Origin of the sequence: Brevibacillus parabrevis, from assembly GCF_003710905.1 — a bacterium.
GTDB lineage: Bacteria > Bacillota > Bacilli > Brevibacillales > Brevibacillaceae > Brevibacillus > Brevibacillus parabrevis.
Window position 1 is genome coordinate 15,913 of sequence record NZ_RHHV01000026.1, and the last position, 26,194, is coordinate 42,106.

Annotated in this window: 32 protein-coding genes; all 32 read right to left on the reverse strand. The window is 48.4% G+C overall.

Translation table 11 applies throughout. The annotated features are described in order from the left end of the window. Window positions 1-180: 180 nt before the first annotated feature. The 32 genes from EDM60_RS27070 to cpaB all read right to left on the reverse strand — a co-directional run bounded on the left by EDM60_RS27070 (window position 181) and on the right by cpaB (window position 26,015). Window positions 181-1,140: an ABC transporter ATP-binding protein gene (locus tag EDM60_RS27070; protein WP_122966737.1), complete on the reverse strand. Its 960-nt coding sequence runs from the start codon at window positions 1,138-1,140 to the stop codon at window positions 181-183. Between the two features lie 25 nt (window positions 1,141-1,165). Next, window positions 1,166-2,083, reverse strand: a complete 918-nt coding sequence (locus EDM60_RS27075; protein WP_122966738.1) for a C40 family peptidase — start codon at window positions 2,081-2,083, stop codon at window positions 1,166-1,168. A gap of 2 nt (window positions 2,084-2,085) precedes the next feature. Then, on the reverse strand, window positions 2,086-3,180 hold the full coding sequence (locus EDM60_RS27080) for a dipeptide epimerase (RefSeq protein ID WP_122966739.1): 1,095 nt from the start codon (window positions 3,178-3,180) through the stop codon (window positions 2,086-2,088). A 147-nt stretch (window positions 3,181-3,327) separates the two neighbouring features. Further along, a complete protein-coding gene (locus tag EDM60_RS27085) occupies window positions 3,328-4,986 on the reverse strand; it encodes a peptide ABC transporter substrate-binding protein (protein ID WP_122966740.1) in 1,659 nt (552 codons plus the stop codon). Between the two features lie 122 nt (window positions 4,987-5,108). Continuing rightward, entirely contained in the window at window positions 5,109-6,134 is a 1,026-nt protein-coding gene (locus EDM60_RS27090; RefSeq protein WP_122966741.1) for an ABC transporter ATP-binding protein, read from the reverse strand. A 5-nt stretch (window positions 6,135-6,139) separates the two neighbouring features. After that, window positions 6,140-7,027, reverse strand: a complete 888-nt coding sequence (locus EDM60_RS27095) for an ABC transporter permease (RefSeq protein ID WP_370641100.1) — start codon at window positions 7,025-7,027, stop codon at window positions 6,140-6,142. 26 nt (window positions 7,028-7,053) lie between these two features. After that, window positions 7,054-7,992 carry an ABC transporter permease gene (locus EDM60_RS27100; protein ID WP_063227499.1) on the reverse strand — a complete coding sequence of 313 codons (939 nt, stop codon included), beginning with the start codon at window positions 7,990-7,992 and terminating at the stop codon, window positions 7,054-7,056. 199 nt (window positions 7,993-8,191) lie between these two features. After that, entirely contained in the window at window positions 8,192-8,533 is a 342-nt protein-coding gene (locus EDM60_RS27105; RefSeq protein WP_063227500.1) for a DUF3870 domain-containing protein, read from the reverse strand. A 232-nt stretch (window positions 8,534-8,765) separates the two neighbouring features. Further along, entirely contained in the window at window positions 8,766-9,278 is a 513-nt protein-coding gene (locus EDM60_RS27110; protein ID WP_233454196.1) for a hypothetical protein, read from the reverse strand. Window positions 9,279-9,455: 177 nt separating this feature from the next. Further along, the gene (locus tag EDM60_RS27115) at window positions 9,456-9,872 is read right to left on the reverse strand and encodes a hypothetical protein (protein ID WP_122966744.1); all 417 of its coding nucleotides are present in this window, start codon (window positions 9,870-9,872) and stop codon (window positions 9,456-9,458) included. Next, window positions 9,872-10,024 (reverse strand): hypothetical protein, encoded by a 153-nt coding sequence (locus EDM60_RS28880; protein ID WP_167470395.1) that lies wholly within the window; start codon window positions 10,022-10,024, stop codon window positions 9,872-9,874. Before EDM60_RS28880 ends, EDM60_RS27115 begins: the two co-directional genes overlap by 1 nt. Before the next feature lie 4 nt (window positions 10,025-10,028). Continuing rightward, the gene (locus EDM60_RS27120) at window positions 10,029-10,352 is read right to left on the reverse strand and encodes a hypothetical protein (protein WP_229049925.1); all 324 of its coding nucleotides are present in this window, start codon (window positions 10,350-10,352) and stop codon (window positions 10,029-10,031) included. 251 nt (window positions 10,353-10,603) lie between these two features. Next, window positions 10,604-10,804 (reverse strand): hypothetical protein, encoded by a 201-nt coding sequence (locus EDM60_RS27125; RefSeq protein WP_005831465.1) that lies wholly within the window; start codon window positions 10,802-10,804, stop codon window positions 10,604-10,606. A 37-nt stretch (window positions 10,805-10,841) separates the two neighbouring features. Then, entirely contained in the window at window positions 10,842-10,988 is a 147-nt protein-coding gene (locus EDM60_RS28885; protein ID WP_167470396.1) for a hypothetical protein, read from the reverse strand. Between the two features lie 15 nt (window positions 10,989-11,003). Beyond that, window positions 11,004-11,843 (reverse strand): hypothetical protein, encoded by an 840-nt coding sequence (locus tag EDM60_RS27130; protein ID WP_122966746.1) that lies wholly within the window; start codon window positions 11,841-11,843, stop codon window positions 11,004-11,006. Next, window positions 11,843-12,742: a hypothetical protein gene (locus tag EDM60_RS27135; RefSeq protein ID WP_122966747.1), complete on the reverse strand. Its 900-nt coding sequence runs from the start codon at window positions 12,740-12,742 to the stop codon at window positions 11,843-11,845. Before EDM60_RS27135 ends, EDM60_RS27130 begins: the two co-directional genes overlap by 1 nt. After that, window positions 12,739-14,088: an ATPase, T2SS/T4P/T4SS family gene (locus tag EDM60_RS27140; protein ID WP_122966748.1), complete on the reverse strand. Its 1,350-nt coding sequence runs from the start codon at window positions 14,086-14,088 to the stop codon at window positions 12,739-12,741. The genes EDM60_RS27135 and EDM60_RS27140 overlap by 4 nt, the downstream gene beginning before the upstream one ends. Then, the gene (locus EDM60_RS27145; protein WP_122966749.1) at window positions 14,088-15,206 is read right to left on the reverse strand and encodes a CpaE/TadZ family protein; all 1,119 of its coding nucleotides are present in this window, start codon (window positions 15,204-15,206) and stop codon (window positions 14,088-14,090) included. The genes EDM60_RS27140 and EDM60_RS27145 overlap by 1 nt, the downstream gene beginning before the upstream one ends. Then, on the reverse strand, window positions 15,203-15,991 hold the full coding sequence (locus EDM60_RS27150) for an SAF domain-containing protein (RefSeq protein WP_122966750.1): 789 nt from the start codon (window positions 15,989-15,991) through the stop codon (window positions 15,203-15,205). The genes EDM60_RS27145 and EDM60_RS27150 overlap by 4 nt, the downstream gene beginning before the upstream one ends. Continuing rightward, window positions 15,988-16,860 carry a CpaE/TadZ family protein gene (locus tag EDM60_RS27155; RefSeq protein WP_122966751.1) on the reverse strand — a complete coding sequence of 291 codons (873 nt, stop codon included), beginning with the start codon at window positions 16,858-16,860 and terminating at the stop codon, window positions 15,988-15,990. Before EDM60_RS27155 ends, EDM60_RS27150 begins: the two co-directional genes overlap by 4 nt. A gap of 2 nt (window positions 16,861-16,862) precedes the next feature. Next, window positions 16,863-17,624 carry a hypothetical protein gene (locus EDM60_RS27160; RefSeq protein WP_233454195.1) on the reverse strand — a complete coding sequence of 254 codons (762 nt, stop codon included), beginning with the start codon at window positions 17,622-17,624 and terminating at the stop codon, window positions 16,863-16,865. A 158-nt stretch (window positions 17,625-17,782) separates the two neighbouring features. Next, window positions 17,783-18,061: a hypothetical protein gene (locus EDM60_RS27165; RefSeq protein ID WP_122966752.1), complete on the reverse strand. Its 279-nt coding sequence runs from the start codon at window positions 18,059-18,061 to the stop codon at window positions 17,783-17,785. A 108-nt stretch (window positions 18,062-18,169) separates the two neighbouring features. Further along, entirely contained in the window at window positions 18,170-18,787 is a 618-nt protein-coding gene (locus tag EDM60_RS27170; protein ID WP_122966753.1) for a DUF4046 domain-containing protein, read from the reverse strand. A 97-nt stretch (window positions 18,788-18,884) separates the two neighbouring features. After that, the gene (locus tag EDM60_RS27175; protein ID WP_122966754.1) at window positions 18,885-19,394 is read right to left on the reverse strand and encodes a hypothetical protein; all 510 of its coding nucleotides are present in this window, start codon (window positions 19,392-19,394) and stop codon (window positions 18,885-18,887) included. After that, entirely contained in the window at window positions 19,391-19,810 is a 420-nt protein-coding gene (locus tag EDM60_RS27180) for a TadE/TadG family type IV pilus assembly protein (RefSeq protein ID WP_122966755.1), read from the reverse strand. The genes EDM60_RS27175 and EDM60_RS27180 overlap by 4 nt, the downstream gene beginning before the upstream one ends. Beyond that, on the reverse strand, window positions 19,810-20,304 hold the full coding sequence (locus tag EDM60_RS27185; RefSeq protein WP_122966756.1) for an A24 family peptidase: 495 nt from the start codon (window positions 20,302-20,304) through the stop codon (window positions 19,810-19,812). Before EDM60_RS27185 ends, EDM60_RS27180 begins: the two co-directional genes overlap by 1 nt. Next, window positions 20,301-20,477 carry a Flp family type IVb pilin gene (locus EDM60_RS27190; RefSeq protein WP_063227516.1) on the reverse strand — a complete coding sequence of 59 codons (177 nt, stop codon included), beginning with the start codon at window positions 20,475-20,477 and terminating at the stop codon, window positions 20,301-20,303. Before EDM60_RS27190 ends, EDM60_RS27185 begins: the two co-directional genes overlap by 4 nt. Before the next feature lie 67 nt (window positions 20,478-20,544). Beyond that, entirely contained in the window at window positions 20,545-21,186 is a 642-nt protein-coding gene (locus EDM60_RS27195; protein WP_229049790.1) for a type II secretion system F family protein, read from the reverse strand. 273 nt (window positions 21,187-21,459) lie between these two features. Continuing rightward, on the reverse strand, window positions 21,460-22,359 hold the full coding sequence (locus EDM60_RS27200; protein WP_122966758.1) for a type II secretion system F family protein: 900 nt from the start codon (window positions 22,357-22,359) through the stop codon (window positions 21,460-21,462). 12 nt (window positions 22,360-22,371) lie between these two features. Next, window positions 22,372-23,865: a TadA family conjugal transfer-associated ATPase gene (locus EDM60_RS27205; RefSeq protein WP_122966759.1), complete on the reverse strand. Its 1,494-nt coding sequence runs from the start codon at window positions 23,863-23,865 to the stop codon at window positions 22,372-22,374. A 9-nt stretch (window positions 23,866-23,874) separates the two neighbouring features. Further along, a complete protein-coding gene (locus tag EDM60_RS27210) occupies window positions 23,875-25,290 on the reverse strand; it encodes an AAA family ATPase (RefSeq protein WP_122966760.1) in 1,416 nt (471 codons plus the stop codon). Beyond that, the gene (cpaB, locus tag EDM60_RS27215) at window positions 25,287-26,015 is read right to left on the reverse strand and encodes a Flp pilus assembly protein CpaB (protein ID WP_122966761.1); all 729 of its coding nucleotides are present in this window, start codon (window positions 26,013-26,015) and stop codon (window positions 25,287-25,289) included. Before cpaB ends, EDM60_RS27210 begins: the two co-directional genes overlap by 4 nt. Window positions 26,016-26,194 lie beyond the last annotated feature (179 nt).

Sequence of the window (26,194 nt, forward strand, 5' to 3'; positions counted from 1 at the left end):
CCGTATTTCGACAAAACTTGTTTGATTCCTGCCAGTTTACAGAATATTAACAGTTCTCCCCTTTATGCGTTGTTTGTAAACCTTCCTTAATATAGAGGCGAGCCTGGTCGACAAAAAAGCCATCCCTGAATGCGGGACGGCTGAAGAAACATGTCGAATAGTGTAAAAGGAGTCTGTGCTTTACTGATAAAGATGACAGGCAGCAAAATGGTTGGTGTCCACTTCTTGCCACACAGGCTTTTTCTGGGCGCAAACCTCTGTCGCGACAGGGCAACGCGTACGGAACACACAGCCGCTGGGCGGATTGATCGGACTGGGCACGTCGCCTTCGATAATCTTCCGCTCGCGGTTTTTCTCCAGGTCTGGATCGGGAACAGGAATAGCCGACAGCAACGCCTGCGTATACGGATGCTTGGGAGACTCATACAACTTTTCGCTCGTACTCATTTCTACCATGTTGCCCAGGTACATCACACCGATCCTGTCGCTGATATGTTTAACCATGGCAAGATCGTGGGCGATAAACAAATACGTCAAGTTTTGCTCCCGCTGCAAATTTTTCATCAAATTCACAACCTGTGCCTGAACCGATACATCGAGGGCCGAAATCGGCTCATCTGCGATAACGAACTTCGGATTGACGGCAAGTGCGCGGGCAATCCCGATCCGCTGGCGCTGCCCGCCGCTGAACTCATGCGGAAAACGGTTCGCATGCTCCTTTTGCAGGCCCACCATCTCCAGCAGCTCGACTACCCGCTTCATCCGCTCTTTCCCCTTGTAAAGCCCGTTCAATTGCAGACCTTCTCCGATGATTTCGGCGATATTCATCCGCGGATTCAGCGACGCGTACGGGTCCTGAAAAATCATCTGAATGTTTTTCGTAATCTTGCCTCGATCGGCAGCAGAAGCTTTGTGTACGTTCAGCCCGTCAAACAGCACCTCGCCGGAGGTCGGTTGATACAAGCCGATAATCGTACGGCCAGTCGTTGATTTTCCGCAGCCAGATTCGCCTACCAGTCCAAACGTCTCCCCTTCGTAAATGTCAAAGGAGACGTCGTCAGCCGCCTTCAGTGAGAGCCCTTTGCCAAGCGCAAAGGTTTTTGTCAGGTTTCTTACCTGGACCAGCTTTTTTCTTTCCATCTGGCTACTCCTCCCCGTTATCCTTTTACCAGTATCGTCTGGAGATCGCATGTTCCTTTTTCAGCTTGTAGCTGTCGAGCTTGACGATCTCGATGGCGCTTCGCGAATCCGGTGAATGGATCATTTCCCCGTTGCCGATATAAATGCCGACGTGATGGACTCTGCCTCTTCCTTCTTCATAGGCAAAAAACAGCAGGTCACCCGGGAGCAAATCGGCTTTTTCAATCAATTCCCCGGCTCTGGCCTGATCAGAAGCATCGCGCGGAATTTGAATGCCGACAGAGCGGTGCATATTGTAGGCAAAGCCGGAGCAGTCATATCCATATGACGACATGCCGCCCCACAAATAATGCAGATCGAGGAAGCGCTTGCCCGACTCCACAATGGCCTCGCCGCGATTTCCGGTCAGTTCGATCGGCTCGTTTGCCCGCACAATGGCGACATCCGCTTTTGGCAAAAGAGCTTCGCCGTTCGGCACTGCTACTTTCACCCACTCGGAACCGTCTTCTACGAGCGGCAGCTTCGTCAAGAAAGCAAGCTCGATCCCCGGCTCCTGCTCTGTGGAATGCAAATGGGTAAACGCCGCTGTAACCATCGCCAAATTTTGTCCATCCTGCACAGCAAAGGCGGCAGACCACGGACTAAGCTGGCGCGACGGCACCCAACCGGGATAGCCCGTTTCGTTTTTGCTGGTCGTCTGGTCAGGAATCAAAATGTGCGCCCAATCGCCCTGCTCTTCCACTACTTCTACGCGAGTGCCGAACAAAACTTGCGTCTGGATCGCGTTGTTGTCATAAAAGCCGAGCTTTTCCTCAACGGTCAGCGAATCAAGCCAACCGCGCGCATCAACCGGAACAGCGAGAGCCGCCTGGTCGATGTCACGGGGAGATTCGGGCTTCGTCCATACAGTTGCGACGGACACGGAGACGATTGCTGGTTTCATTTTCACTCTTCCCCTTCCCACAAACGGATCGAACGAATGCCCAGCCCCGGCGCATCCGGCATCGTCATCACACGGCCATCGTAAGTCACAGCACCATCGATGCCATCATGCAGAAGCATGAGCGGTGCGTCGAAGTCAAAGCGGGTAATATTTTTCTTGCTGGCTGCAAAATGCGCTGCCGCCGAAACAGCCAACCGCGATTCGATCATGCTGCCAACCATGCATGGAATACCGTGTTCTTCGGCCAATTGGTTGATCAATTGCGCTTTGAAAATGCCGCCCGCCTTCATCAGCTTGATGTTAATCATGTCAGCTGCCCGGTTTTGCAAAACTTGCAACGCCTGCGCCGGCGAAAATACACTTTCGTCAGCCATGATCGGCGTATCCACCGAATCCGTAACCCGCTTCAAGCCTTCCAGATCGTGAGCTTTTACAGGCTGTTCAATCAGTTCGATGCCAAGCCCCATGTCCTCCATTTTGCGAATGGATTGAACCGCTTCTTTCACATTCCATCCCTGGTTGGCATCAAGACGAATTTTCACCTGATTGCCCACGGATTTGCGAATCTCCTGGATACGCAAAATATCATCCTCGATGTTGTCCTTGCCCACCTTGATTTTCAAAACGTTAAAGCCTTGGTTCAAATAAGCAGCCGCATCTTCGCCCATCTCTTTTGGCGAATTGACGCTGACAGTATAGTCCGTTTCCAGCTGGTCGCGATAGCCTCCGAGAAACTGGTACAGCGGCATTCCCGCCCGTTGGGAAATCAAATCGTACAGCGCAATATCAACTGCTGCCTTCGCGCTTGTATTCCCTACCATCGATTGATGCAAAGTTTGAAATACTCGTTCGTAAGCAAGCAAATTCAGGCCGATCAATTGCGGCTTCATCGTGTTCATGATGGCAGATTCGATGCTTTCGATGCTGTCGCCGGTAATGACGACAGTAGCAGAAGCCTCTCCCCACCCTACCATTCCGTTGTCGCAAGTGATTTTCACCAAGACAGATTCCAGACTGTTCACCGTGCGCAAAGCTGTTTTAAAAGGCTTTTTCAAAGGTACAGAGATTCTCTTCACTTCGATGGCTTGAATAATCATGTTTTCCTCCATCTTTTCTAGCACGCATGCTTGCTTTATCTATTTTTTCGTTGAATCAAACTAAATTATAGCACTATTAAAACATTCGGCAAAAAAGGGGGAGAGTCATTTCATCCGCCTGAAATGACTTCTCCCGGCAAGCATGTTTTACTTCACGACTGCTTTTCGCAAATCGGTATAGCTGAGCGACGAGCTTTGGATTCCGCTGACTTTGTCGCTGGTGAGCAGCGATGTGTTGTAGAAGTACAGCGGCGCTACTGGCGCTTCGTTCAGCAAGATTTTCTCGGCGTCGTGCAGCATTTGCAAACGTTTGGCATCGTCTGGCTCTTTGTACGCGCCTTCAATCAGCTTGTCGTATTCAGGATTGCCCCATCCAGTGCGGTTGCTGCCGTTCTTCGACTGGAAGATGTCCAGGAAGTTGATCGCATCTCCAAAGTCAGGCAACCAGGAGGAACGGGCAATTTGATATTGCAGCTGTTTTTGCATATCGGTCAAAACTTTTCCTTCTACTTTTTGCAGCTTCACATCTACGCCCAGATTTTGCTTCCACATTTCTTGCGCTGCTTGAGCTGTTTTTTCGTTGGCTGTTCCGCTGCGGTAAGTGAGCGTTACTTCTGGCAGCTGAGTATAGCCTTTTTCCTTCATGCCTTGCTCCAGCAGCTTTTTCGCTTCAGCGGCATCGAACTTCACCAAGTCTCCGCCCACTTGACGGAAATCGCCCGAACCGTTGGCGTCTGGCAAGCCGAAGGAAACGAATCCGGTTCCCGGTTTTTGCTGGCGCATCAACACGAGGTCTACCAATGTTTGACGGTCAATTGCCAGGCTGAACGCTTTGCGAATGTTGACGTTGTCAAACGGCTCTTTCGTCACGTTGAAACGGTAGAACTCTGTGCCTGCGCCATCTTTTACGTATACTTTGCCATCTTTGAACAACTGGTCAGCCATATCCGCCGGAACGGTCGTGGTTCTGTGCAGCTCTTCATTCGTGAACATTTGGTACTCGGTATTTTCATCATCGATCATTTTCCAGACAGCGCCCGGCAACGTTACGTTTGCCGCATCCCAGTAGTTCTCGCTTTTCATCATTTTCAATTCGCTGTCATGCTTCCACTCGGTCAGCTTGAACGGCCCGTTGCCCACAAAAGTGCTCGCTTCGGCAGCCCATTTCGGATCTTTTTCCACCGTCGCCTTGTGAACCGGGAAGAACGCCGGGTTAGAAGCGAGAAGCAATGTCCAGGAAGCTGGCTGTGCCAAAACAACTTCCAGTGTCTTGTCATCCAACGCTTTTACTTTCACACCGTCTACAGGACCTTTTCCGCTGTTGTACGCTTCGGCCCCTTCGATAATGAAAGCGAGGAAGGCAGCTGGAGATGCCAGCGCCGGGTCGAGCATGCGTTTCCAGGCGTATTCAAAGTCTTGCGCCTTTACCGGCTCGCCGTTGCTCCATTTGTTATCGCGCAAGGTGAACGTATACGTCTTGCCATCCTCGGAAACTTTCCACTCGGAAGCTGCCGCAGGCTGAGGCTTCTGGTTCTCATCCAGTCGCGTCAAACCTTCCATCAAGTTGTTCAAAATGTTGTAGGATGGCTCGTCAAAGCCGACTGGCGGGTCGAGCGAGGTAGGCTCCTTGATGTTGTTCAAAAGCAAAAGCTTGGCTGCCTGATCTCCCGGTGCAGGAGTCTGCTGGTTGTTGGTCGCCGGTGGTGCCGATTCATTGTTCGCTGGCGCTTGACCCGAACTACACCCGGTTACGAACATGGAAACAGCAAGCGAAGCGGAAAGCAAAATAGTCGATAGTTTTTTCACTGTTTCTTCCCCCTTATGATTTTTTTATATGTCGTAAAAGGATAGCGCCGATAGACGACACCCTCTTTTACACCAGATGACCAACTCTTTTGCCCATGCACCCATGCCTGTAGCCTTGCCCGCTAGGTTCCTGTAGGAGCCTGCATGGCGGCCAGCATTTTTTTCGCTCGCGGATCTTGCAGCCAACAGGATACCGAGTGCTTGCCGTGGACATTCGACTCGGCTGGCTGATAATTCCGGCAAACTTCCAGCGCATAGTCGCAACGAGCAGCAAACGCACAACCGAGCGGCGGCGCAAACAAATCGGGCGGCGTTCCTGGAATTGGGCTGAGCGGTATGGAGCGATCCGCGTCCAGCCGCGGCATGGAAGCAAGCAGTCCTTTTGTGTACGGATGCTGTGGATTGTAGAAAATATCTTGCACAGGTCCAGACTCGACCACTTTTCCCGCGTACATGACGTTGACCCGATCCGCGATTTTGGCGACTACGCCCAGATCATGCGTAATGATGATGATAGATACACCTGTTTTTTGCTGAATGCTTTTGAACAGGTCAATGATTTGCGCCTGGATGGTCACGTCGAGCGCGGTCGTAGGCTCATCCGCAATGAGAATAGAAGGTCTACAGACAAGCGCTATGGCAATCATGATCCGCTGGCGCATCCCGCCGCTGAATTGATGCAGGTACTGCTTCAGACGGCTTTCCGGGTTGGCGATCCCCACCAGCGTCAAAATCTCGACAGCTTGCCGCCGCGCTTCGCTCTTGCCGACTTTTTGATGGCGAATGATTCCTTCCATGATCTGCTCGCCGATGGAAATGGTCGGGTTGAGCGAGGTCATCGCATCCTGAAAGATCATGGAGATTTCTTTTCCGCGTATCTCGCGCATTTCTTTTTCTGGCAGCTTTGCCAAATCTTTGCCTTTGAACATGACGCTGCCACCAGCAATTTTTCCGATATGCTCCGGTATCAGCCGCATGATGCTCTTGGCCGTAACGCTTTTGCCACAGCCAGACTCTCCGACGATGGCAAGCGTCTCCCCTTTGTTCATGGAAAAGCTCACATCACGAACCGCATTCACTTCCCCGCCGTGCGTCTTGAACGTGACACGCAGACCGCTTACCTCCAGCAATTTTTCCGTTTTGTCCATGCCGTCTACCTCCTTGCCTTAGGATCGAACGCATCGCGCAATCCATCACCGAGCACGTTGAACGCAAGCATCGTCAATGAAATGAAGAAAGCCGGGAAAAAGAGTCTCCACCAATGCCCTGACAAAATCGTCGAGAGTCCGTCATTGGCCATCACGCCCCAACTCGCCATCGGAGCCTGCACGCCCAAGCCGAGAAAGCTGAGGAACGCTTCCCCAAAGATCGCGGATGGGACAGACAAAGTGACATAGACAATAATGATGCCTATTGTATTCGGCAAAAGGTGTTTGCGAATGATGTAAAAAGGCTTCGCTCCCATCGTTTTTGCCGCCAGCACATACTCCGAGTTTTTCATCTGAAGCACCTGACCGCGCACGGTACGGGCCATCCCGATCCAGCCAGTCGCGCTCAAAGCGATGATAATCGTGCCAAGCCCAGGTCCCATAACGACCATCAGCAAAATAACGACCAACAAATAGGGCAATCCATACAGGATATCGACGAAGCGCATCATGATGTTATCGACCCGGCCTCCCATATACCCAGCGATACCGCCATACAAGACACCGATAAAAAAGTCGATCAGTGCTGCCATGAAACCAACGAACAAGGAAATGCGCGCCCCGTACCATACGCGGGTGAACACATCGCGCCCGAAATCGTCCGTACCAAACCAGTACGTCCCAGACGGCGCTTTATTTTTCATGATTATTGATTGCTTGGAGTATTCATGTCCTGAAATCATCGGACCGATCGTTGCCATAACCCCGAGAACAATAATGATGACGAGTCCCATCAACGCAAGCTTGTTCCCTTTCAGTCTCTGCCAGGCTCCCTGCCAAAATGTCAATTGAGGTCGCACAATCGCTTCCGAATTGAGGTTGTCTTTGCGCATTGGAATAAACAAGTCGTCAGAAACGATCATCCTTCGCTCTCCTTTCGATGCAGCTTGATTCGCGGATCAATAATGCCGTACAAAACATCGACGACGAACATCAAGAAAATCAAGAGGGCGCTGTAGAACACAGTAGTTCCCATGATCACGGAATAGTCGCGGTTGATGATGCCCGCCACGAAATACTTGCCCATGCCGGGAATGGCAAAGATTTTTTCAATGACAAAGCTCCCCGTCAAAACATTGGCGATCAGCGCCCCCAGCAAGGTGACGACAGGCAAAATGGCGTTGCGCAATGCATGCTTGATCACGATTGTCGCAGGCTTTAATCCTTTTGCTTTGGCCGTCTCGATATACTCCTGCGTCAATACCTCCAGCATGTTCGTACGCGTCAGGCGGGCAATAATCGCAATCGGGCCAAACGCCAGCGCCAGTGCCGGCATAACTACGTGCTGCCAGCTGCCCCAGGTCGCTGTCGGGAGAAGCTTCCACTCCACCGCCAAATACTTGATCAGCAAAGGCGCAACTACGAAGCTCGGTATGGATATCCCGAGAACCGCAATGATCATCGCTGCGTAATCGATCAAACGGTTGTGGCGCAATGCGGCAATCACGCCCAGCCCTACTCCTGAAATAATCGCAAAGAGAACAGCAATCAGTCCGAGTTGAAACGAAACCGGAAAACCGCGAGCAATCATTTTGTTGACGGTATCCGCACTGTTCGCAGTGGATGGCCCCAAATCAAATTGCACCAGCTTTTGCAAATACAGACCGTATTGGACAAAGAGCGGCTTATCCAGGTTGTAGTAAGCGTTGAGATTTTGCGCCACGGTCTCGTTCAGCGCTTTTCCCTCTTTTTCAAAAGGAGATCCGGGCACAGCATGCATCAGAAAAAAAGTAACGGTAATAATGAGCCACAACGTAACGATCATGGAGATGAATCTGCGGAAGACAAAAGATAGCAAGGAATCTCCTCCTTTAATCAAAATCCGGCAAAAAGGTTGATGGGCAAAAAGCTGTCGTTCGCATCCCGGTTGGAAAATGTCTTTCCTTTCCGTATAAGCAAAAAACCCAGCAAATGCGCGATTATCATGGCATTTGCTGGGTTTTACTTACGTGTATGCCGTGCATACGAATAAATAAAGCAGCTTGTGTGTATTCAATTCACTTGGTGACTTCTGCTTTACTTCTCGTGGAAACAGCCTGTTTGTACTTCTTCTGTGCATCCTTGAAGGCAGCAATCAATGTCTTTTGCGAAGATCCAAAATATCGATAGCGAATTTCTTCCCCAATCGCCTCCGACGCAAAGATGGAATGACCGATAAAAATGGATCGGGCAAAATCAGACGTCAGCTGCACCGTAGACGAACAAGCCGCATCTACGATTTTGTCGTTGGTAGTGTCAACGACAAGCCCAATAAAGAAGGCGCTGAACTGCTGCGTAATCGGATTGTTGGACGAAGATTGCGCGTCACCTACGATATAAATGGTATCCTTATCAAACAAGTGGAAAACCCCGCTTTTACTATGCTTAACGGGCCGGCCATGCGGGACGTTTGGAGTGCTACCTCCTTACAATCGCAAGCTGGCTAAGCACTTTCTTACATAGTACCAGACAAATTCGCAATTTGTAAATAAGTCTGACTAATCTTTCGTTTGTTTGGTGGATATGTTCGTATAATGCACGCAGACTGAAAATCGGAGGTTATTTTTCAGGTTTAATAAAACTTTAATTTTGCTAAAACTTCACTTCTTCGACAGAAACGACGGGAAAAGCATGCCCTGGAAGAATTGGCAAGAATGGCTTTTCATCCACATAAGCCACCATGATATGCGACGGTCCAATCATCGTTTTCGGAGCCATTTGCAAACGATCTCCGCGTTCGGTCACGACCGTGATCAGCAGTTGCCCGCCACCCTGCCGGACAGCCCCGGGAGTTGCACTCACTGGCACGAGGCTTTCTCCGTTGTATTGCAGCAACAGATGCAAGTCCTGCCGCCAGTTACGAAAATCAACGTAATGACGCACAAAATGAATCGGAGCGTTCGTCACGCCTTGCTCCCCTGGAACATATGTTTTTTGCTGCCGCGCATAACCGCCATTTTCGCTCATCCTGCGATCAAACCGCTGCATTGCCTCTTCTTCGACAAGATCGATTACGCCCTCTGTCTTGAGTACCGGGTCAACGGCAAACGTTGCGTGGTGATTCGCCAACTCCAAAAGCATTTTGACCTCTGTTTTTTTCTGCATGGCCAAATCCGCATCGACAACATATGTACCCATCAGCAAAAAAAGCAGGATGGCTGATATAGATAAAAGATTGATGCCCGTACAATTATCCTCCTACGTTGTTATTTTCTTTTTTCATTAACTTCTTTAGCTTTTTTTGTGTGGATGATTATCACTTGGACTACGTGCCGTAGCCCGTTACAAATCGTAATCCATGACGTTAATCGTCCCTTGACGCGTGACCTGTAAAGTATCGGTAGGCACGGGAATCCATGACGTAAAACCAGGATATGGAATGGTCAAGACCAGCGAAAACTCGTCTGCATGGCTCCATAAGACAGGATCGGCCGAATGAGTGCGCGTGACACGAACAGACATCTCCTGTTCCGACAAGGAGAACCGCTTTTCCGCAAGCTCCCGTGATATAATCGATCGCACTTCTTCCTGAAGCGCTCCTTCATTGCTTCCTCCATGATTGCTAATGTACTTCACCGCCGCAGCACTGACTTCCATCAATTCATTTTCCGTCTGCACGACAACATGAGCCTGTAACAATCCAATCGTCACCAACAATAACAGCATGATATTGAGAATAACCGCAACAAACTGTCCCATCAGGTCGCACCAAACCTCGTCACTTGCACAAGCAGATCACCGAAAAACTGTTGGCAAGCAGACATGATATTGCCTGGCCCTGTAAAAAGCACCCCAACCGTCAAAGGCAAGACGAGAACAAGCAACACCAACATACTGATCATTTTGTTCATGCGACTACCACCCCGGGTCAAAATATTCGGAGGGACTGCTTCCTGTAAACGAAAAAGCTGTATCTCCTTCTACAAATGCATTCAACCACTTTGCCACGTTTGACGGAGTAACTTTCATAGCGAGTGTGACAGACTCTTTTCTCTCTTTGCGTGCCCGCTCTCCTTCCCCTCGCGGCCAACTGCCCGCAAACACATCGGTAGAAACGTCCCAGCCAAGTCCGGCCATTTTATTGGTATAATAGTCGGCCAACGCTTGATTGAGGTAGCCGATATCCTGCATATCGTCAAGCACATCTGCATAAATACTGCGCGCAATGGCTCTCTCCATTGCGTACAAATGATACGCTCCCACGCCGGAAATCACGAAAAGCAGCGTTATCATACATACGAGAAATACTTTAGTTTTGACCATCTCTTCCGAGGCGACCGTTTTCTTTTAATGAAAGATAAACGTCGTAGCTCGATACACCCTTTCCTGTTGTGTCTCATGTAGCTGCTCTTCTGGATGCAGATTCCAGATGAACGCGCACAGACTCCCTACCATGACAATAATGACGAGAAAGACATGATGGTGCAGCATCAGTTGGACGTATATGCCGTGCCGTTTTGCATCTTGAAGTTGATGTTTTCATTTCGCGTGTCGTAATTAAGCGAGGTAATGGAACGGTTGATGCTTTCGGCAGAATCATTGGCAGCGGGCGACAATTCGTTTCCGTAAGAGCTGACGCCAATCCCCAAAACCATCACGCATGCAAGAAAGATAAAAAACATTTTTGACATAATTGCACTCTCCTTTTCTCTTCTAGAAATGAAATGATCAAGGTATCGCTTTATCGATCCACTGGACAGCTCGATCGCGCAATCCGCCGTCTTGAACGACCGCTGAATTAATCTGCGAGAGGCTCGACACAATGATTCCCAAAGTGAATACGATGCACATGATAATGGACAGCAGCTTGGTCAAACATTTAGCCTCCCTCTAGAGCAAATACTTGCTTAAAATTTCCGTAAGCAGCTTGTACCAGGGAAACATCGCGACTAACAGCCCCATGTAAAAAGCCGGATAGACGATAACACTGTAGCCGATACCGAGCGATTTGATTTTTTTGCGATGGCGAAACATTCTGCGCTGATCAACAGCCCACTCCATTCGCTGCATCGTCACACTGACTTGTCCGGCGCTTAGTTGCTCAATAGTGCGCATGCTTGAGACGAGTATAATTCCATCGTCGACCCCTAATCGGCGTTTGAAGTTTTCCAGCGCTTCATCAGGGTCTTTATTCCACTCGGACAATGTCGGTATATACTCTTTCAACTTCCGGGTAGGTCTTGCGGCTTTCACCATGGCATTGTAGATAGGCACCTGATTCTCCAGCAACGTCACATAACGGTTGATGAATCGTGCAATATCGGTACTCAGCATATCCTCGCGATTCCCCGCCCACATTTTCAACGCCAGATATGGGAACAAGTAGCCACAACCTGAAGCAATACAAATCGATAAAAAGGGGAATGACTCTACGCGGCAGACAATGACCCATACAAGCACCATCATGCAGACAGCGCTCCCGCATACTAATTGTGCAAACAACCACTCTGCTTTTCCCCAGCCAAATGGCCTGCCCGCGCGATTCAACAGTTGCTCCCAGTCATCGTCTTCCTTGGACGCTACCGTACTCTCCCACCTTCGCCACCACTTTGCAGAGATGAATAGCGCTGGTTTTGTGCCTTGCACCAAATACTTTCCAACGAAAAACGCTGCAAGGAACATAAAAATGGAGCCTGACCCCAACCATGTGTACATGACAAGCAACTGCATTATCGGTATCGCCTCCCCCATATGAATGCTAGCAGGATCGAGAACGACCAAACTGTTACCGCAAGCGCTAAAATAGATTGTCCATCAAGCGTGTAAAAATAGAGCCTGTACGAATCTTTCAGCAAGCTTTGGTTGTATGGAATCAGGCAGATACAAATGGCAATAACGATGATCAAACTAATCCATATGGAGTAAATTTCACTGTCCCGCTCGTGCTTCTCGTCCTGTTGAACGAACATTTCATTCGTCAATCGATTGAGCGGAATTTGTATATCCTCTGTCTCTCCTTCTAATCCACTGGATATATACATAGCAAAATCAAATGCCCACGGATGACTCAGTCTTTGTGCAAAACGTTCTATCGCCAAGATGGGATCGCCCCCATCTGCGAGATTGTTATTCAGCAGGAGTAACTCCGGCAACAGTTCTTTGGGGCATTCTTCGATCATCTCCCGGAATGTCAGAACAATATTTTTACGGCTGTTGTAATAGCGGGCAAAAAGCTCGACAAATCGGCAAAAGGATTTTATTTTCTTATTGATTCGCACTGTATAGCGAGCGTACAGCAACAGCGTAGGCATCAACAGAAACAAGAGAAACAAAGATAAAGAGACAATCAGATTGCCCAACAAAATACCCGACATAAAGCCTGCAACACTGCCAATCAAGGAAAGTACAAGATGAGCCTCTGGCGTTCCCCCACCGATTTGACACCAGCGGTCATACCGCTCATACAACAACCGCCTGGTTGCGTGTTGCATAAATTTTTCTCTCCAGACTGCAACCGTACGCGGGAATAAAACCCGGGGAGTAGTCCAAGTGTGATAAAAATAGTTGCCCATAAACATAAATCCAACAAACAGGCAGACGACCATCGGCACAAGCAGCAAATATGTCATAGCATCCTGCCCATATCTGTCAGACGTAGTTCCTTCAATACTCCCAAATCCGCTTTTCCTACGCAGCACATGTACTCGACCAAATGAGGGTTCAGTTGTCTTCCTGTCCATTCGTAGACACCCGTATGTACATTGCGGCTGACCAAAGGGATTGATTCTACACGATTGAAAGTGTCGTTCCAATCAGTGGCGTGAATAGCATCAATGAAGCGATGGCCGTTATTTCGGTAGGTCAGTGAATTTACAAAATTAACGGCTCTGCTAATCCGCTCTTGCGTCAACTCGATACTGCGACCACCGTATTGATACACCAGGTCAGTCAAGTCATGCAAAGCTTTATGAGGAAAACGTTCATGCATCGCTGCAATCGTCGCATCTGTGCCCCTAATTCCCGCATTAACAAAGTGGTAGGCTTCTATCGGCTCTCGTATTTCTCCAATTAAAATCGTGTTGGCTGTGGACCGATACATGTCTTTAAAGCAGCTACCCAAATCAATGCCGATCTCCTCGACGTTTTGCAGTTCAATTACTTCTCCTGGCCATATATCAGCGAACCGCATCTCATGCTCACTTTCGAAAATAGTGATGTACTCTGTAGACGGATCTTTCAGCTTCAACATGCACATCATCAAGGTCGTTTTTCCAGCAGCCATCGGACCAATAACGAGAACGTTTGCCCTCCCCCGTACTTGCTGTTCGAGCAGCCATTGCACAGGTTCATCAAAGGTGGGTTGAGACTGCAAGCGTAGCTGCTCAAGTGAGAAGGAAGGAGTTGTAAAGCGTCTTACAAGAATGGTAGGCACTCTGGAGTAAGGAAAAGTAAACATGGTCAGGCGTGCTTGCAAAGCTTGGAGATACCCGCTTAAACGAGGTTTTTTCTCGTTAAATGACAGCCCCGCGGCATTCGTCAATTTTTGTTGGAGCATCTCAACTTCTTTCCAGGTAGGCGTGTAGGAAAGAAATTTTTTGATCCCCTGCTCCAGATATGCGACTTTTCGATTGGCAGATATTCGCACCTCTTCGACCCACGGAGACAGATGCAGAACGGCATCCAAGATTCCCCAGCCGTAAGTTGCAAATACAAGACCTTCGTATCCATTGACATGCGGCAAAATTTCTTCAACAATCGGCCGTTTGACTACTTCTTCAAAATAATGCTGCAATCGTAAAATAATATGGTTATGGCTATCACGATCTCCTTGTTCGGCCAGAGAAAGAATATGCTGCATTTCCAGCTTCTCTTCACGAGTTTTGCCAAAATGATTTAAGTAATCCCGGGCTGCTTGCTTAATATCCTCTATGCTGTGCAGACTCTGCGTCCCCCTGTTTAATTCGATCGCGCTCATCAGTTGTACACCGCACTTTTTTCAATGTGGTCAGCCTTTGCCAGTTCTTTGAGGCTGCTTACGTACGATTTCGGAGGAAACAGCTCTTCAATGAGCACGCTGCGGCTCCGCTGGGATTGCATCAGCCTGCTTGAAGATATGTGAGGAACTACGCCGTAGACCGGGATATCCTCCCCGATTCGAAATGGCTGACCAGGCTCTTGATGACTTAACAAAACCTCGCAATGCACTTCTTTTTCTCGCCATTGTTTCAGCCACTCTTTGGCGTTCTCAATACTGAAAGGGTCTGCGCGTACAAATAACAGATTCCGATCAGCCGTATAAAGCAGCCGCTGCATGGCTTCCGACTCTGGAAAGCAATAGCCCCAATCAACGTAAATGTAGTCGAATTGCACACGAAACGCCGCAATCATGTTGCTTACCTCAGCACTCCTCCATCTGCTGGCGGCATGAGCGTAGTACAAGTTGGGCAAATGAACGCTTTGCTTGCAAGCCGTGCGCCAGTTACGCCTTTTCGCTGTCTGCAGATCCATTAAGTCTGGTCGAAACAAGGACAGCTGATGCTGTTGAAGCTTGAAAAAGCGGGTTAAGTCCGGCTTCTCGGTATTCATGTCCAGAACAGCAATGCTTTTCGTCGGGTTTTGTCTGGCTAGCAAAATCGGATAATTGATGCAAAACGTAGTGATCCCAGAAGCCCCAAAACTCATTAAAGCGAATACTTGCCCTGACCTTGCCTGATCCTCATTTTTCTGCCTTTCATTCATAAAACCTAAAATCATGCTGATATTATCCCGAATCTCTTCCTGTGAAAGCTGAGCAGAAAGGAGATACACCCTTTCAAGTCCAAGCTCCTCCGAGACTTTGGCAATGATTGCTTCATCCCGGTACAACGGAACGATGATTAGCAGGGAATCGTCAGGAAGCATGGTTCTCACGGATGGAAGCCATTCCCAGGATGGACTCGTAAACATTTCGGAAAAAACCACTGTTGCATCTGGCTGATAAAGACGAACAAGGCGAGGAAATTCCTCTGCTGATTCAGCCACCAATAACTCGCTTGATGTTGGCATGTACGTTTTGGCTAACGACTTCATTGGATAACAAACTAATATTTTCATGATGCTTGCTCCTTTGAAACCATAATATGTCCAACCTGAAGCATGCCGTATGTCATTGCTTCATTCAGGATCACGTACTCTTGATCCGTCAAATTAAATCCTAGAAAAGCAGGCAGTGATGTAGGCTGTACGCGATAGTCGTAGTATCTTTTTTCATTGGCAGGCTGAGTCTTTTTCCCCGCTCCATGAAATACGGCGTCCATCTGATCCGGAGAGGGAAGCAAGTTCGGCTTCAAAGTATAGATTTCGGAACCATTGCTATCCCTCACGCTGGCTAATTGGCTTTCGAAAAGGAGGTCTGCAGTATCATTGGTCTTTTTGAATTGGGCCGGTTCAGGGTAATCCTGTAATTCGGCGAAATTCTTGTATTTGACCCAGATTTTCACACGGTCCCCCTTACGCAGTTCTGTAAGAGGTTGGATAGAAAGCAGCGGAAACTCATAACGGGCTTCACCTTTCCCGGGCAAAAGCTGTGAATCAGTCAATTTGTTCGTTAGCAATTGTTCACCTTGATAAATGGTTTGCGTGCTCTTTTTTCCAATCACATCACTCAACGCACGCGCAGATTCAGGTAAAATTTCATCGACTTCTTCTTGTACGAGCACCACGTCATTCTCCGTAATCGGCTCAAAAGGGGCAATTTCTTTTCCCGCAGCTACTTTAACAACTGGCGCAAACAGTTTTTCTGTCGCCAGCGCGTCAATATACTGTGTCGCTGCATAAAATGACGAGCCTGCCAGGAGTAATGAAATCAGGCATATCACAATCATGGTTTGCTTTTTCATAGCATCCTTCCTTTATGAACATGCATCAGGGATTGAAACTCACTTTCCTCCTCCGGGAAAAGCTCTAGTAAAAAATTGGCTTTTACATGTGCCGCAGCAGCCTTTTCCTGATCAATGAGCGGAACTTGATAGTCTACTTGCGAAGAACTTGTACCCCAGAGGGACAGAGTACCCTCTACTTTTTTCAACACAGTGGTCCGGGCGAGTTGCGCGTTCCATTTGTTGGCGATGATTTTCACTTTGTTTTTTCCAGATAGCCACCAGCCTGGAACTGATTCGATCAAAAATAACCGAGTGAGACGAGCAATATCCGCGTCTAAAACAACCCAAATTTCATCGGCCAGCTCAAAAATCTGTTTTGCCTCGTTTTTATTCCAATTAGAAGATACATCTATGAATACAATCGAGCTTTCTTTGTTCAGTCGGAGTATCCAACTGGCTATATCGATTTGAGAAGATTCTGGATGAACATGAGAAGGAGTTTCGATCTGGATGCGAAGTTGATTATTTTGCATAAGGATCAATGATGTCGGAGATAAATTCTTGAATGATCGAACCCTGCGTTCGTAATCAAGAGCGAAGTAAAAGTAAGAAGTATGGTTGGGCAGTTCGCAGAGTGTAACGGGTATTCCTTTTGCGGCCCAGGCGTAAGCGACGTTGCCAGCGATAAAACTGGCGCCTGCCTGCGGATATAAACTTGTTACCGCAATACATTTCCGAGTGACCGTCTCTAATGGTTCTGGTACATCGGGTAAAGTCAGTTTTTCTTTGAGCAGCCTCCATTGCCGTTCTTCCTCAGTCGTATTCGTAAAATCCTGCTGTTCCAAATCACGGAACCTGGAGACGAAACGGCTCACTTGGTGAAACATGACTATCCCACCTGGGAATCGTTTGATTTATTTTTTCCCCTGATGTATTTCTCGAATTTCTCTACCATTTCCCTGACAGTGAGTGACTTGCGATGGTAGTAGTAAATTTTTCGCAAACGCTCACGTTCTTGCTGAGTCATTTCCGGCTTAACTTTGGCAGCCAGCTCGATAAGCAGTGCCAATTCTACGTTATTGGGCCTGCCTCTGCGTGGAGGATTGGCAAACAACTCCTGCTGTTTTTTGTCAAAGGCATTCGGGTATTCTAGCAGCCACATATCTACCAATGTCTCGATGTCTTCTTGAGTTCGAACCCCAAGCTTCATCAAGTATTTAAAGTAGTGAGACAATGAGCGCTCCTTCAGCAACCCGCTCCTCCATCTGACGACAAATCCGCTTGGCATGGTCAAAAGCTTGGTTACGTCCCGAATGAGTGCTGTCCGATTTTGTGATTGATACTGAACCACCGCTTCTTTTACCAAGGTGAACAAAATGTCGTGATAGTTAGCGTTGCTATAACCGCTACCGTATTCGACGATATACCATTCCTCTACCGCCTTATCAAAGTCTCTGCGGCAGTTGGTCAATTGCAGTTGATTCAAATGCTCATAAAACTCTTCGAGATCGTAGTGAACCGTAAACTCTTCCTGATAATCCCCAAAGACATACTTAATAAAAGCTTCTTTCAGTTCTTCCAATGACACCAAACTCAGTCCGTTTGTCTCCTGATAGCAGCGGTTGACCAATTCGATTGCACTCTTTGCCATCACGTTAAAATACCCCCCTATTTTTTTACAAATTATTATAATAATAGACATTTTGTAATATCTCTCGTCACTCGTCAAATCTTTTTTGTCACATTTTGTAACAGTATTGTGAATATTTGGATCGCCCTGCACGCAACCGTGCAAGGCGATATCCCGCACTATTCTGCGTTCAGATAAAGCTCTTCACCTGTAGCGAAAAGAAGTGCGATTCTACCTCCTCGCTCCATGACGGCCGGAGCATTCTCCATCACAATCAGCCCGTCATTGAGTACAACTCTGTCCCCAAATCGATGTACCGTCTCGATTCGGAAACTTCCCAGCGAGAGTCTTTCCAGTGAAAGATGCCTGCCGGGCTTGTGCTTCTGATAGCGTACCTGTCGCCCCAGAAGCTGCTCTACGGATGCAGAGCACTTGTGGTGAGCCTCTACTGTTGCCATGCGCAACGCCTCCTTCTCTCACCTGTAGAGTACGGCCGTTTCATGTGCTTATAAGCCAATGAAACTATCTCTACGGTAAAAAAAGACAGAGGGCGTTTGCAAATATTTTTACTCTTCTTCCCAGTAGGAGGGATGACTTAGCTCGGGATACATCTCTGTCACCATATCAAACGGAGAAAAGTACAAGGTATCGACGAGAATTTTCAATTTGTATTGCTTCAAGAGCGAATAAGCCCGCTCTGTCTTGCTAAACAACCTGGGGAGTTCACGCAAATCTGAAAGCTGCAACAGATGTTGGCACATGTAATCGACGCATATTTTGGCCCGCTCCTCGCCTTTCACACTTTGAAAATACGCCGGGGGAAAATGACGCCGGATACCTGATAGCACCTCCTGATAGACCCAAAGCGCACGTTGCTTTTCGGTTAGCCGCGGCAAGTAAGGATAGGCAAATTCGACAAAATAATACACATCCTCCGCTTTGGCTTCGATCGGCGGCTCAATATACTCTCGTATCAAATGCAGCTTCAATTGTTTGATATCTTCCAGGCTCAACTCACGTCTAGCTTGTTCTGGCGTCCATTTCTTCACATTTTCTATGGCGTAACGGACGATTAACTGGACCTTCTGCTTGCGGTACTGCGCATCTTCAAATTCATACGGGGAAAAACGTTTCTGCTCTCCGTTAAGAATGCGTTTGTACCGATCGACGATTTTTGACGGCACTGTCCCCTCACTCCAATCCCCATTTTTGGAATATACTCCTAAATTACCACGGGTGATTGGGACAAAAATAACAGGGATGTCGCCATAAAACGCGCCTTTAGTCATATACTCCCGACTGCGACACTCGTTCTATTTTTACATCGAGCTGCTCCCAAAACGCAGGAATCCTCTGGTCTACCTCCATTTTCAGATGGTAAATGCCTTGGCGGTACAAGTGGGAGCGCTCTCCCTTTTGATGAACAACTGAAATCTCTTCTGCTCTGCTTGCCAATGCTGATTGGTTCATTCTCCATAAAATAGCTGCCTCTTCACGCGCGCCCCTTATTACCTCGGCATTTTCCTGTTCGGCTTCCTCTGTGGTTGCATATAATCTTTTTTCTGGTGCGCCGTCAGAATTGGCGTACTCCCACATCCCTGCTGCTCGTGCTCCTTTTGTTATCAGATCAGCAGTATGTTGAACTTTCATTTCCAAATAGTCAGCCTGCTCCGAGAGCAACAGCAGAGCCAACAAACCGCCCAAGCAAAAAAGAAAAAAGAGCATCGTGATCATTGTCGCTCCGTTCTCTTCTCTTGTGATTGTCACAATGCGCCGCCACAAGCCGTTCATTTTTTGTCCTCCGCGTTTTCTATCATCATGTGATAGCTTTCGGACAACTCATACAAAGCTCCAGTAGCAAGCAGACGAAAAGTAATTTTCGCCTCTGATTTGAAATGGTTCCCTTTTTTCCAGCCGCCTTCATCCAGTTCAAGCACAACCTCTTTGTCCGCAACCTCCATCCCTTGATCAAGCTCGGCTGTTCCCCGTTCTCTGGCGTGGTATTTGGCCAAGCCGAAATTCGGTTGCACGGCTGCGATTCTTCCTGCTTCGTACGCGGCTGCCAAAGCCTTTTGCCGATTGTACAAAATCGTGAATTGATCGAAAGAAAAAACGATCAATAACCAAACCAAAGGGAAGATCAAGACAAACTCAATCAACTGACTGCCTTGTTCGTCGCGCAACCATTGTTTGCACTTGTTTCTCATCAGCTTTCTCCCAGCATACGCATGGCTTGGCGGAGCAAAAATGCGCACAACAAAAACACTGCATACGGGAACGAAAATCCTGAACTCCCCACTTCAGGAAGCCAGAGCTGCCGATGCGCCTTCCATCCCGCTGCCATCACATGGAGGTTCCTTGCAAGACGGGACCAACTGCGCGGGAAAAATAAAACACTCAACAGACATATACCCATCGATTGCAGAAAAAGCGTGTACACATCCATCCAGCTTGTCCATGCACCCAAAGCCATCAACAGCTTTTGATCGCCCATCCCCATGCCCTTTGCAGCAACAGGGAAAACCGTCAACACGAATGCTCCCAGTACGCCCATCGTTGCTGTCCATAGCGAGCCGATGTGCCACTGGTAGCATAGCCCCAGCAAAACTGCCGATAACGTGACTGCATTAGGAATCCGTCGATACTTCCAGTCATACCAAGCCGACGTAACCAGCAAACCTGTTAAAATCACATGGATCATTTGCTGATCTTTTCTTGCAGTTCCTTCAGTTTGGCGTCCTCCGCTTCCCCCAATGAAGCCAGCGTCGGGATGATCAAGATGAGAATTACCGCCACGATGATGACCATTTCCACAATCGTTACACCGTCTTCCTCGCGCCAAAAGCGCCGCAAATAGTCAGAGACAAATGACATCTCTTTCCCTCCTTTTTCAGATCGTATTTTCACTTTGCCAAAAGACAGTGCAGGGGTGCAAAAATATTTACAAACGCTCTCCGATGCCCATAAGCGCCGGGCCGATTACCAGAAATAGCAAAGGAACGCCCATGAACACAATCACAAGCGGGAGAAGGCGAACATTCAAGCGATTCATGCGAGCGGCAGCCTCATCTTCCTGCTGCCTTACCTGTTCTTCAATTTGCACAGACAACATGTGCGAGATGCTGACTCCTTTGCTTATTGCTTCGTTCATCTCCAAAGCGATCGTACTCAAGGAATCGACCTCCCAGCGAAACGCCAGCTCTTCCAACGCCTTTCTCCACGATCCGTGCCGCTTTTCTGCGACCTCAAGCCAGGAAAGCTCCTTGCCAAGCCTGGCATTGAAACGACGTGCTGTCTGTTTTACCGCGATTTGCAATGGCATGCCTGCCTCAACCAACGATTGGACAATGCCAAAAAAGATCGGCACTTGCTCGCGTATTTCGGCTTTGGCCCGTTTGTCTGCCCAATCAAGAGCCAATGTAGGCAGCAAATAAAGCCCTAAGCTAAGGATCAATGGATACCCCGTTTTTACTCCGAGCATCTCTCCTCCTGCCAGCTTCAATAGCAGGCTGAAAAGCGAAGAGGCGACCAGGCATACGCCGATCAGCCTCATGATTACCAACTCCGCCAAACTCATTTGCATGTGGAGCCTCAATAAGATTTCTTCCGTTTTTACAGGCTGTATGCCTGTCCAGCTGCATAATCGATGCAAAAGTGGGACGTTTCGCTCTAGCATGCGTACCAAAGCCCAGCGAGCTTGTCGCCGTTCAAAAGCTTGATCAAGCTCCGCCTGTTGCTCAATTTCAATTCGACTGAACAAGGTGGAAAAAAAGGAGTCTCCCTTGCTTACGCAAGCAGGGAGTCCGTAGAGGAACACTGCCAATCCAAGCAATAGCCCAATCAGAAGCACACTTCTTCATCCCCCTCTGTGTATGCTTTTGTGCGCGATGTGGCGAATGGCTTCTCCCCCCAACAAAATACTCGCCAGGCACACCCACATGAGCAAACGGCCGCCAAGTGTCGCTGTCAGCGAATCAAAATGATGCGGATTGTTTGCAAAAAGTGCCACGATAAAGACAAAGGGCATTACACTCAAAAGGTTCACTTGCGCTACAATTTGCGCCATGGCTGCTTTTTGCCGACGAAATGACTGTCTGCGGCGCAAGATGGCCGAAGCCGCCAAATCAAGTGTCTTCGCCATGTCTCCCCCCATTTCTCGCTGAATTTGTACGATAGTAGCCAAATAGTTGACATCAGCCGAGCCTGTTCGCTGGGAAAAGTCATTCATGACATGCTCAAGCGGCACCTGTGCGCGAAGCAGCTCCACAATTCTCTTGTACTCTGTTGTAATGCTCCCTTCCAAAAAAGGACTTGCAACCACCTGCTCAAAAGCGTGCAAATACGATGGCGACGTCCGCAAGGAGCTTGCCATCAAGCGAATGGCTTTTATATTCCCTGCTTCAAATTTGTCTCGACGCTTTGCTCCCCCAACACTAACCACTCGCTCTGTAAACAAAATACCAGCAAACAACGCAGGCGCGGCCAGCCACCATGATTGCAAGATTTGGCTGCTAAAAACAAAAGACACAGCCCCGAAGAAAAAGCACAGGGTCACATACTGGTTCACTCCCAAACCCGAGTGTGATTTCGCCAGGCGCTCCTCTAAGCGATTCCATACCGTTTTTCTGTCTTGTTGAAGTACGCCCACAATCGCATGCTTGCCCGATCTTCCCCGCGTGTAAAGCTTCGGCGGAATCATGAGCAACAATATCGCTACACCGATTCCCGTAGCGACAGGCAGGCTGATGTCTCCCAACGTCAGTCCCTCCTAGACGGATATTGGCGTTGTAAAAAATACCTGCTCGATCTCTTCGCGTGACATCCCCTTTTCCAGCCACCGCTTGATCATCCGTTCCGGCCGATAACCTGTCCATTTGAAGTGTCCTTTGACTTTTCCGTCATGTACACCCATCGGCTCGTATACAAAAATATCTTGCAAATACACTCTGTCCGGCAAAACCTGTTTTACGTTGCAAACCTTTTTGATCCACTCTTCATGGGATTGGCCTGTTCCGACAACTTCTGTTATCGCAACCACTTTGCGACTCCCATCTTCTTCAAACCGCTTTACCTGAACAATCAAGTCCAGTGCCGAGCCAATCATCAGATTGCGTTCTTGGGCACTGTACATTTCATCAGCCTTGCCAAACAAAATCGGCAATGTAGAATCAACCAAGGCACGTGGTGAATTTGCATGAGCTGTGCTCCAGCTCCCAGGGTGATCGGTGTTCATCGCCCATAGCATGTCGACAATTTCTCCGCCACGCGTCTCGCCTACCATAATGACGTCCGGCCGTTTGCGCAATGACAAGCGAACACAATCCTTGATAGAGAATCCTCCTTTTCCTTCGTAGTTAGCCGGCTTTGCCAGCAACCTTCTCACAAACGGATGCTGGAGTCTCATCTCCAAAACATCCTCGATCGTGATGATGCTTAAATGAGCAGGAACGTACTGAGAAATAAGGTTCAACATATGCGTTTTGCCTGAGCCGGTTCCGCCGCTGACAATCCCGGATGCTCTGGACAGGCCGACAGCTCTTTGCAAAAACAACAGCATCGGCTCACAAATCGATCCGTACCGCAAATAGTCGCTTTCGCTCAGCAGCTCGCGATGTTTGCGAATGGTCAGCGTGTGTCCATCGGGCGTAATCGATCGGTGCGTGGCAGCCACCCGCGAGCCGTCAGGAAGCTGTGTATGCAGCTCTGCTTTTGTTTCATTGAACTCGCGCCCCATTGTCGCAGCCATTTGCTCCAGCAAGTGCAGCATTTCTTCTTCGCTTCGAAACAGGATTGCCTCGTTTTTTTCCAATCGTCCCGTACTTTTCCGCTCAACTACCAGGTAATTATGGCGATGGAACATAATCTCCGTAATATCTTGGTCCTCTAATAGTTCATCAAGTGCTCCCCACCCCGTCAAGGAATGCAGCAAACGTTTGACCTCCGTCTCCAACTGAATGGACGACAGCGGCATTTGCGACTCTAACAGCATTCTGATGTCAGCTGTCAGCTCTTCTTTGAAGGTAGACGAATGTTTGTCCTCCCATAGACGCCTGCCGTGTTTCTCCACGATTTGAGTACGAATAAATGTCTCTGCCTCGCTGCCAATCCAACGCTCTTGTGAACGTTCTAGGGAAGCTGGACTTTCTAATTGCTTTTCAAAAAAGGCAGCGGATGAACTGGAATGATCACGCCCCATCGGCCGCGACTCTTGGCTTTTTTGTACGTGATTGGATATGCCAAGCAACTGTCGTTTATCGAACATTTCGCCCTCCTATCCCCACAGCCAGCGAAAAAGTGACGCTTTTTCATTCTTTTTCTCTTTTGCAGCAGGTGTTTTGGCTACTTCATCAACTGGAAACAATGCTTTCCCCAACGTTTCAATCGCATTCCTGGCTGCACTTCGCCCTGTTTGCAGCATGACTGGCACTCCTGTGTTAATGGACTTTTTGACTTCGCTGTCGTCAGGGATCGAAAAGATTTTTTTGCTTGGGTGAAGTTGAAAGTAAGCTCTGATTTCTTCCAACGTAAACATTTCTTTTCGCTGGAGACGATTCATGCACACTTGAATGCGCTCTTCGGGATACTCTGCTTCTCTGAGAAGTTTTAACAAGCGCTGAATATTTTCAATAGAGTCTACCACCGGATTTCCCACCATCACGACATGCTCGGCAAAAAACAGCGCCTGAATGGTAGCATCAGTCGTATCAGGAGCGGTATCAATCAAGATGACATCGTAGTTGCTGCGCTTGAGTGTCTCCAAAATGAGATACAAATGATAGTCGCGGATTTCAAAGCTCTGGCGTATATCTCTGGGGGAAGTGAGCACATCAAGGCCAGACTCCGAATGAACGACGGTATACCGTTCAATCTGTTGTGGTAATAGCGGCAATGATGAGGCAAGTTCTTGCCATTCCTCTGGTTTGATGGAATATGTGTCGAGCCCTTTGCTCTCTGCGTATGCATGAAGCTGGCGGTCAAGGTCTTGTACCCACGTATACAAGTTCGGTGTTCGTGGGAGGTTTAGTGTAGTCGCAAATGTCCCTAGATCGAGATTGAAATCAACTGCCAACACTTTCAAAGGCTGGCCTTCCCTTTTTTGTGTGGAAAAGAAGATAGCCAATTCGCGGGAAATAAACGTTTTTCCCACTCCACCTTTTGGGCCGTACACGGTAATAAGATGCTTCGGCTTTACGCGAGGATTTTGCTCGGATCCTGCCAAACCTTTCCAGTGTCGCTCGGAGTCAGGCAGATCGCGTACGTTATCGTGATGCTCTGATAAAATATTGTGTTGCAGTTGTGGCTGCCTGGAATCGGCAGTTGCTGCGATCTGGCCCTGAGCCATCATCGCTAGAGCTTCTACTTGTCCCAGTTGTATCGGTTTTGCAATCACCCAAATACCGAGATTGCGAAAAAACGGTTCCCACATCAGCTCACTTGCTGTGCACGCCGCGATAAAAGACAAATGCGGGAAGGCGAGACGAAACTGTTGGCTCAATATGCCTCTTTCCGTATCTTTGATTCCGCCCAGTAGAACAAGCTCTGGCCGGGTCGCGTGAAGTTTTGCCCATGCTTCCTCTGCGCTGGACGCTTCGCCGCATACTTCGATCAGATGACTGCACGCAAGCTGACTGATTAAAGAGCGAGTTGCTTCGCGATCATCGTCTACAATCAGCAATCGTCTTTTCACTCACGTTCCCCCTTTTCCAACGCCCATCGTTTTTTTGTTCGCATGAGCTCAGCTGCAAATCCTGCATCTCCTATTCCTGACTGCTGATCGTCCATGATTCCAGCCAGTCCCAACCTGATCTTGCCGTAATGCAATGCGTGTGTTAATAAAATGGCTTCCTCTCTTCCAAGAGACAGGGTGACCGCTTGCAGCTTCGGTTGATCTCCCTCCATTTCACGCTGAACAGCTAAAATAGGCATATTTTGCAGGAGAATACCGGAGTGCGCCCCTGCTTCGTCTTCGAAAGAAGCATAGACATGCACTCTTTCTCCTGTCGAAATGTGTGGCGAGACACCTGCCACATTATCAACAGGAATGCTCATCCCTGTTCTTACATCTTTCGGCGAAGCCTCCTTTCCTGTCTGATCAACCAGCTCCAAATCACCCAGCAGCAAAGGACGGCCGCCCTTTACCGAGCGCGAAAAGGGTAAACCGATCAGCCGCTGGCCCTCTGTCCATGGAATCAACCCTGGTATGGGATCAGAAGTTTTTTGAAAAAGTCCGCCCAATGTCAAGGTGAGCGGCTCCACATCTTTTGCTTCCAGCAGTTGTCCACTCTCTTTTTCTACGGTTGATCGCAACTGTATAAAGGTTATTTCATGCGGTTTCAAAATCGTGTAGGCACCGATCCCCATGCATGATGCCAACAGTAACAGAGCCAATAACCGCAGTGGATGCACAGACATTTTCTCCCTCCTCTCAATCCTGCTACAAGCGTAAAGGAGAGAACTGGGACAAAAAAAGAAACAACAAAAAAACCGTGTAGATTACCTACACGGTTTTCTCATACAAAAAGCTGCATTCTCCATTACTCGCAAAAGTAATCGGGAATACAGCTTTTCTTCTTGTTCCTTCAAAACTGAAT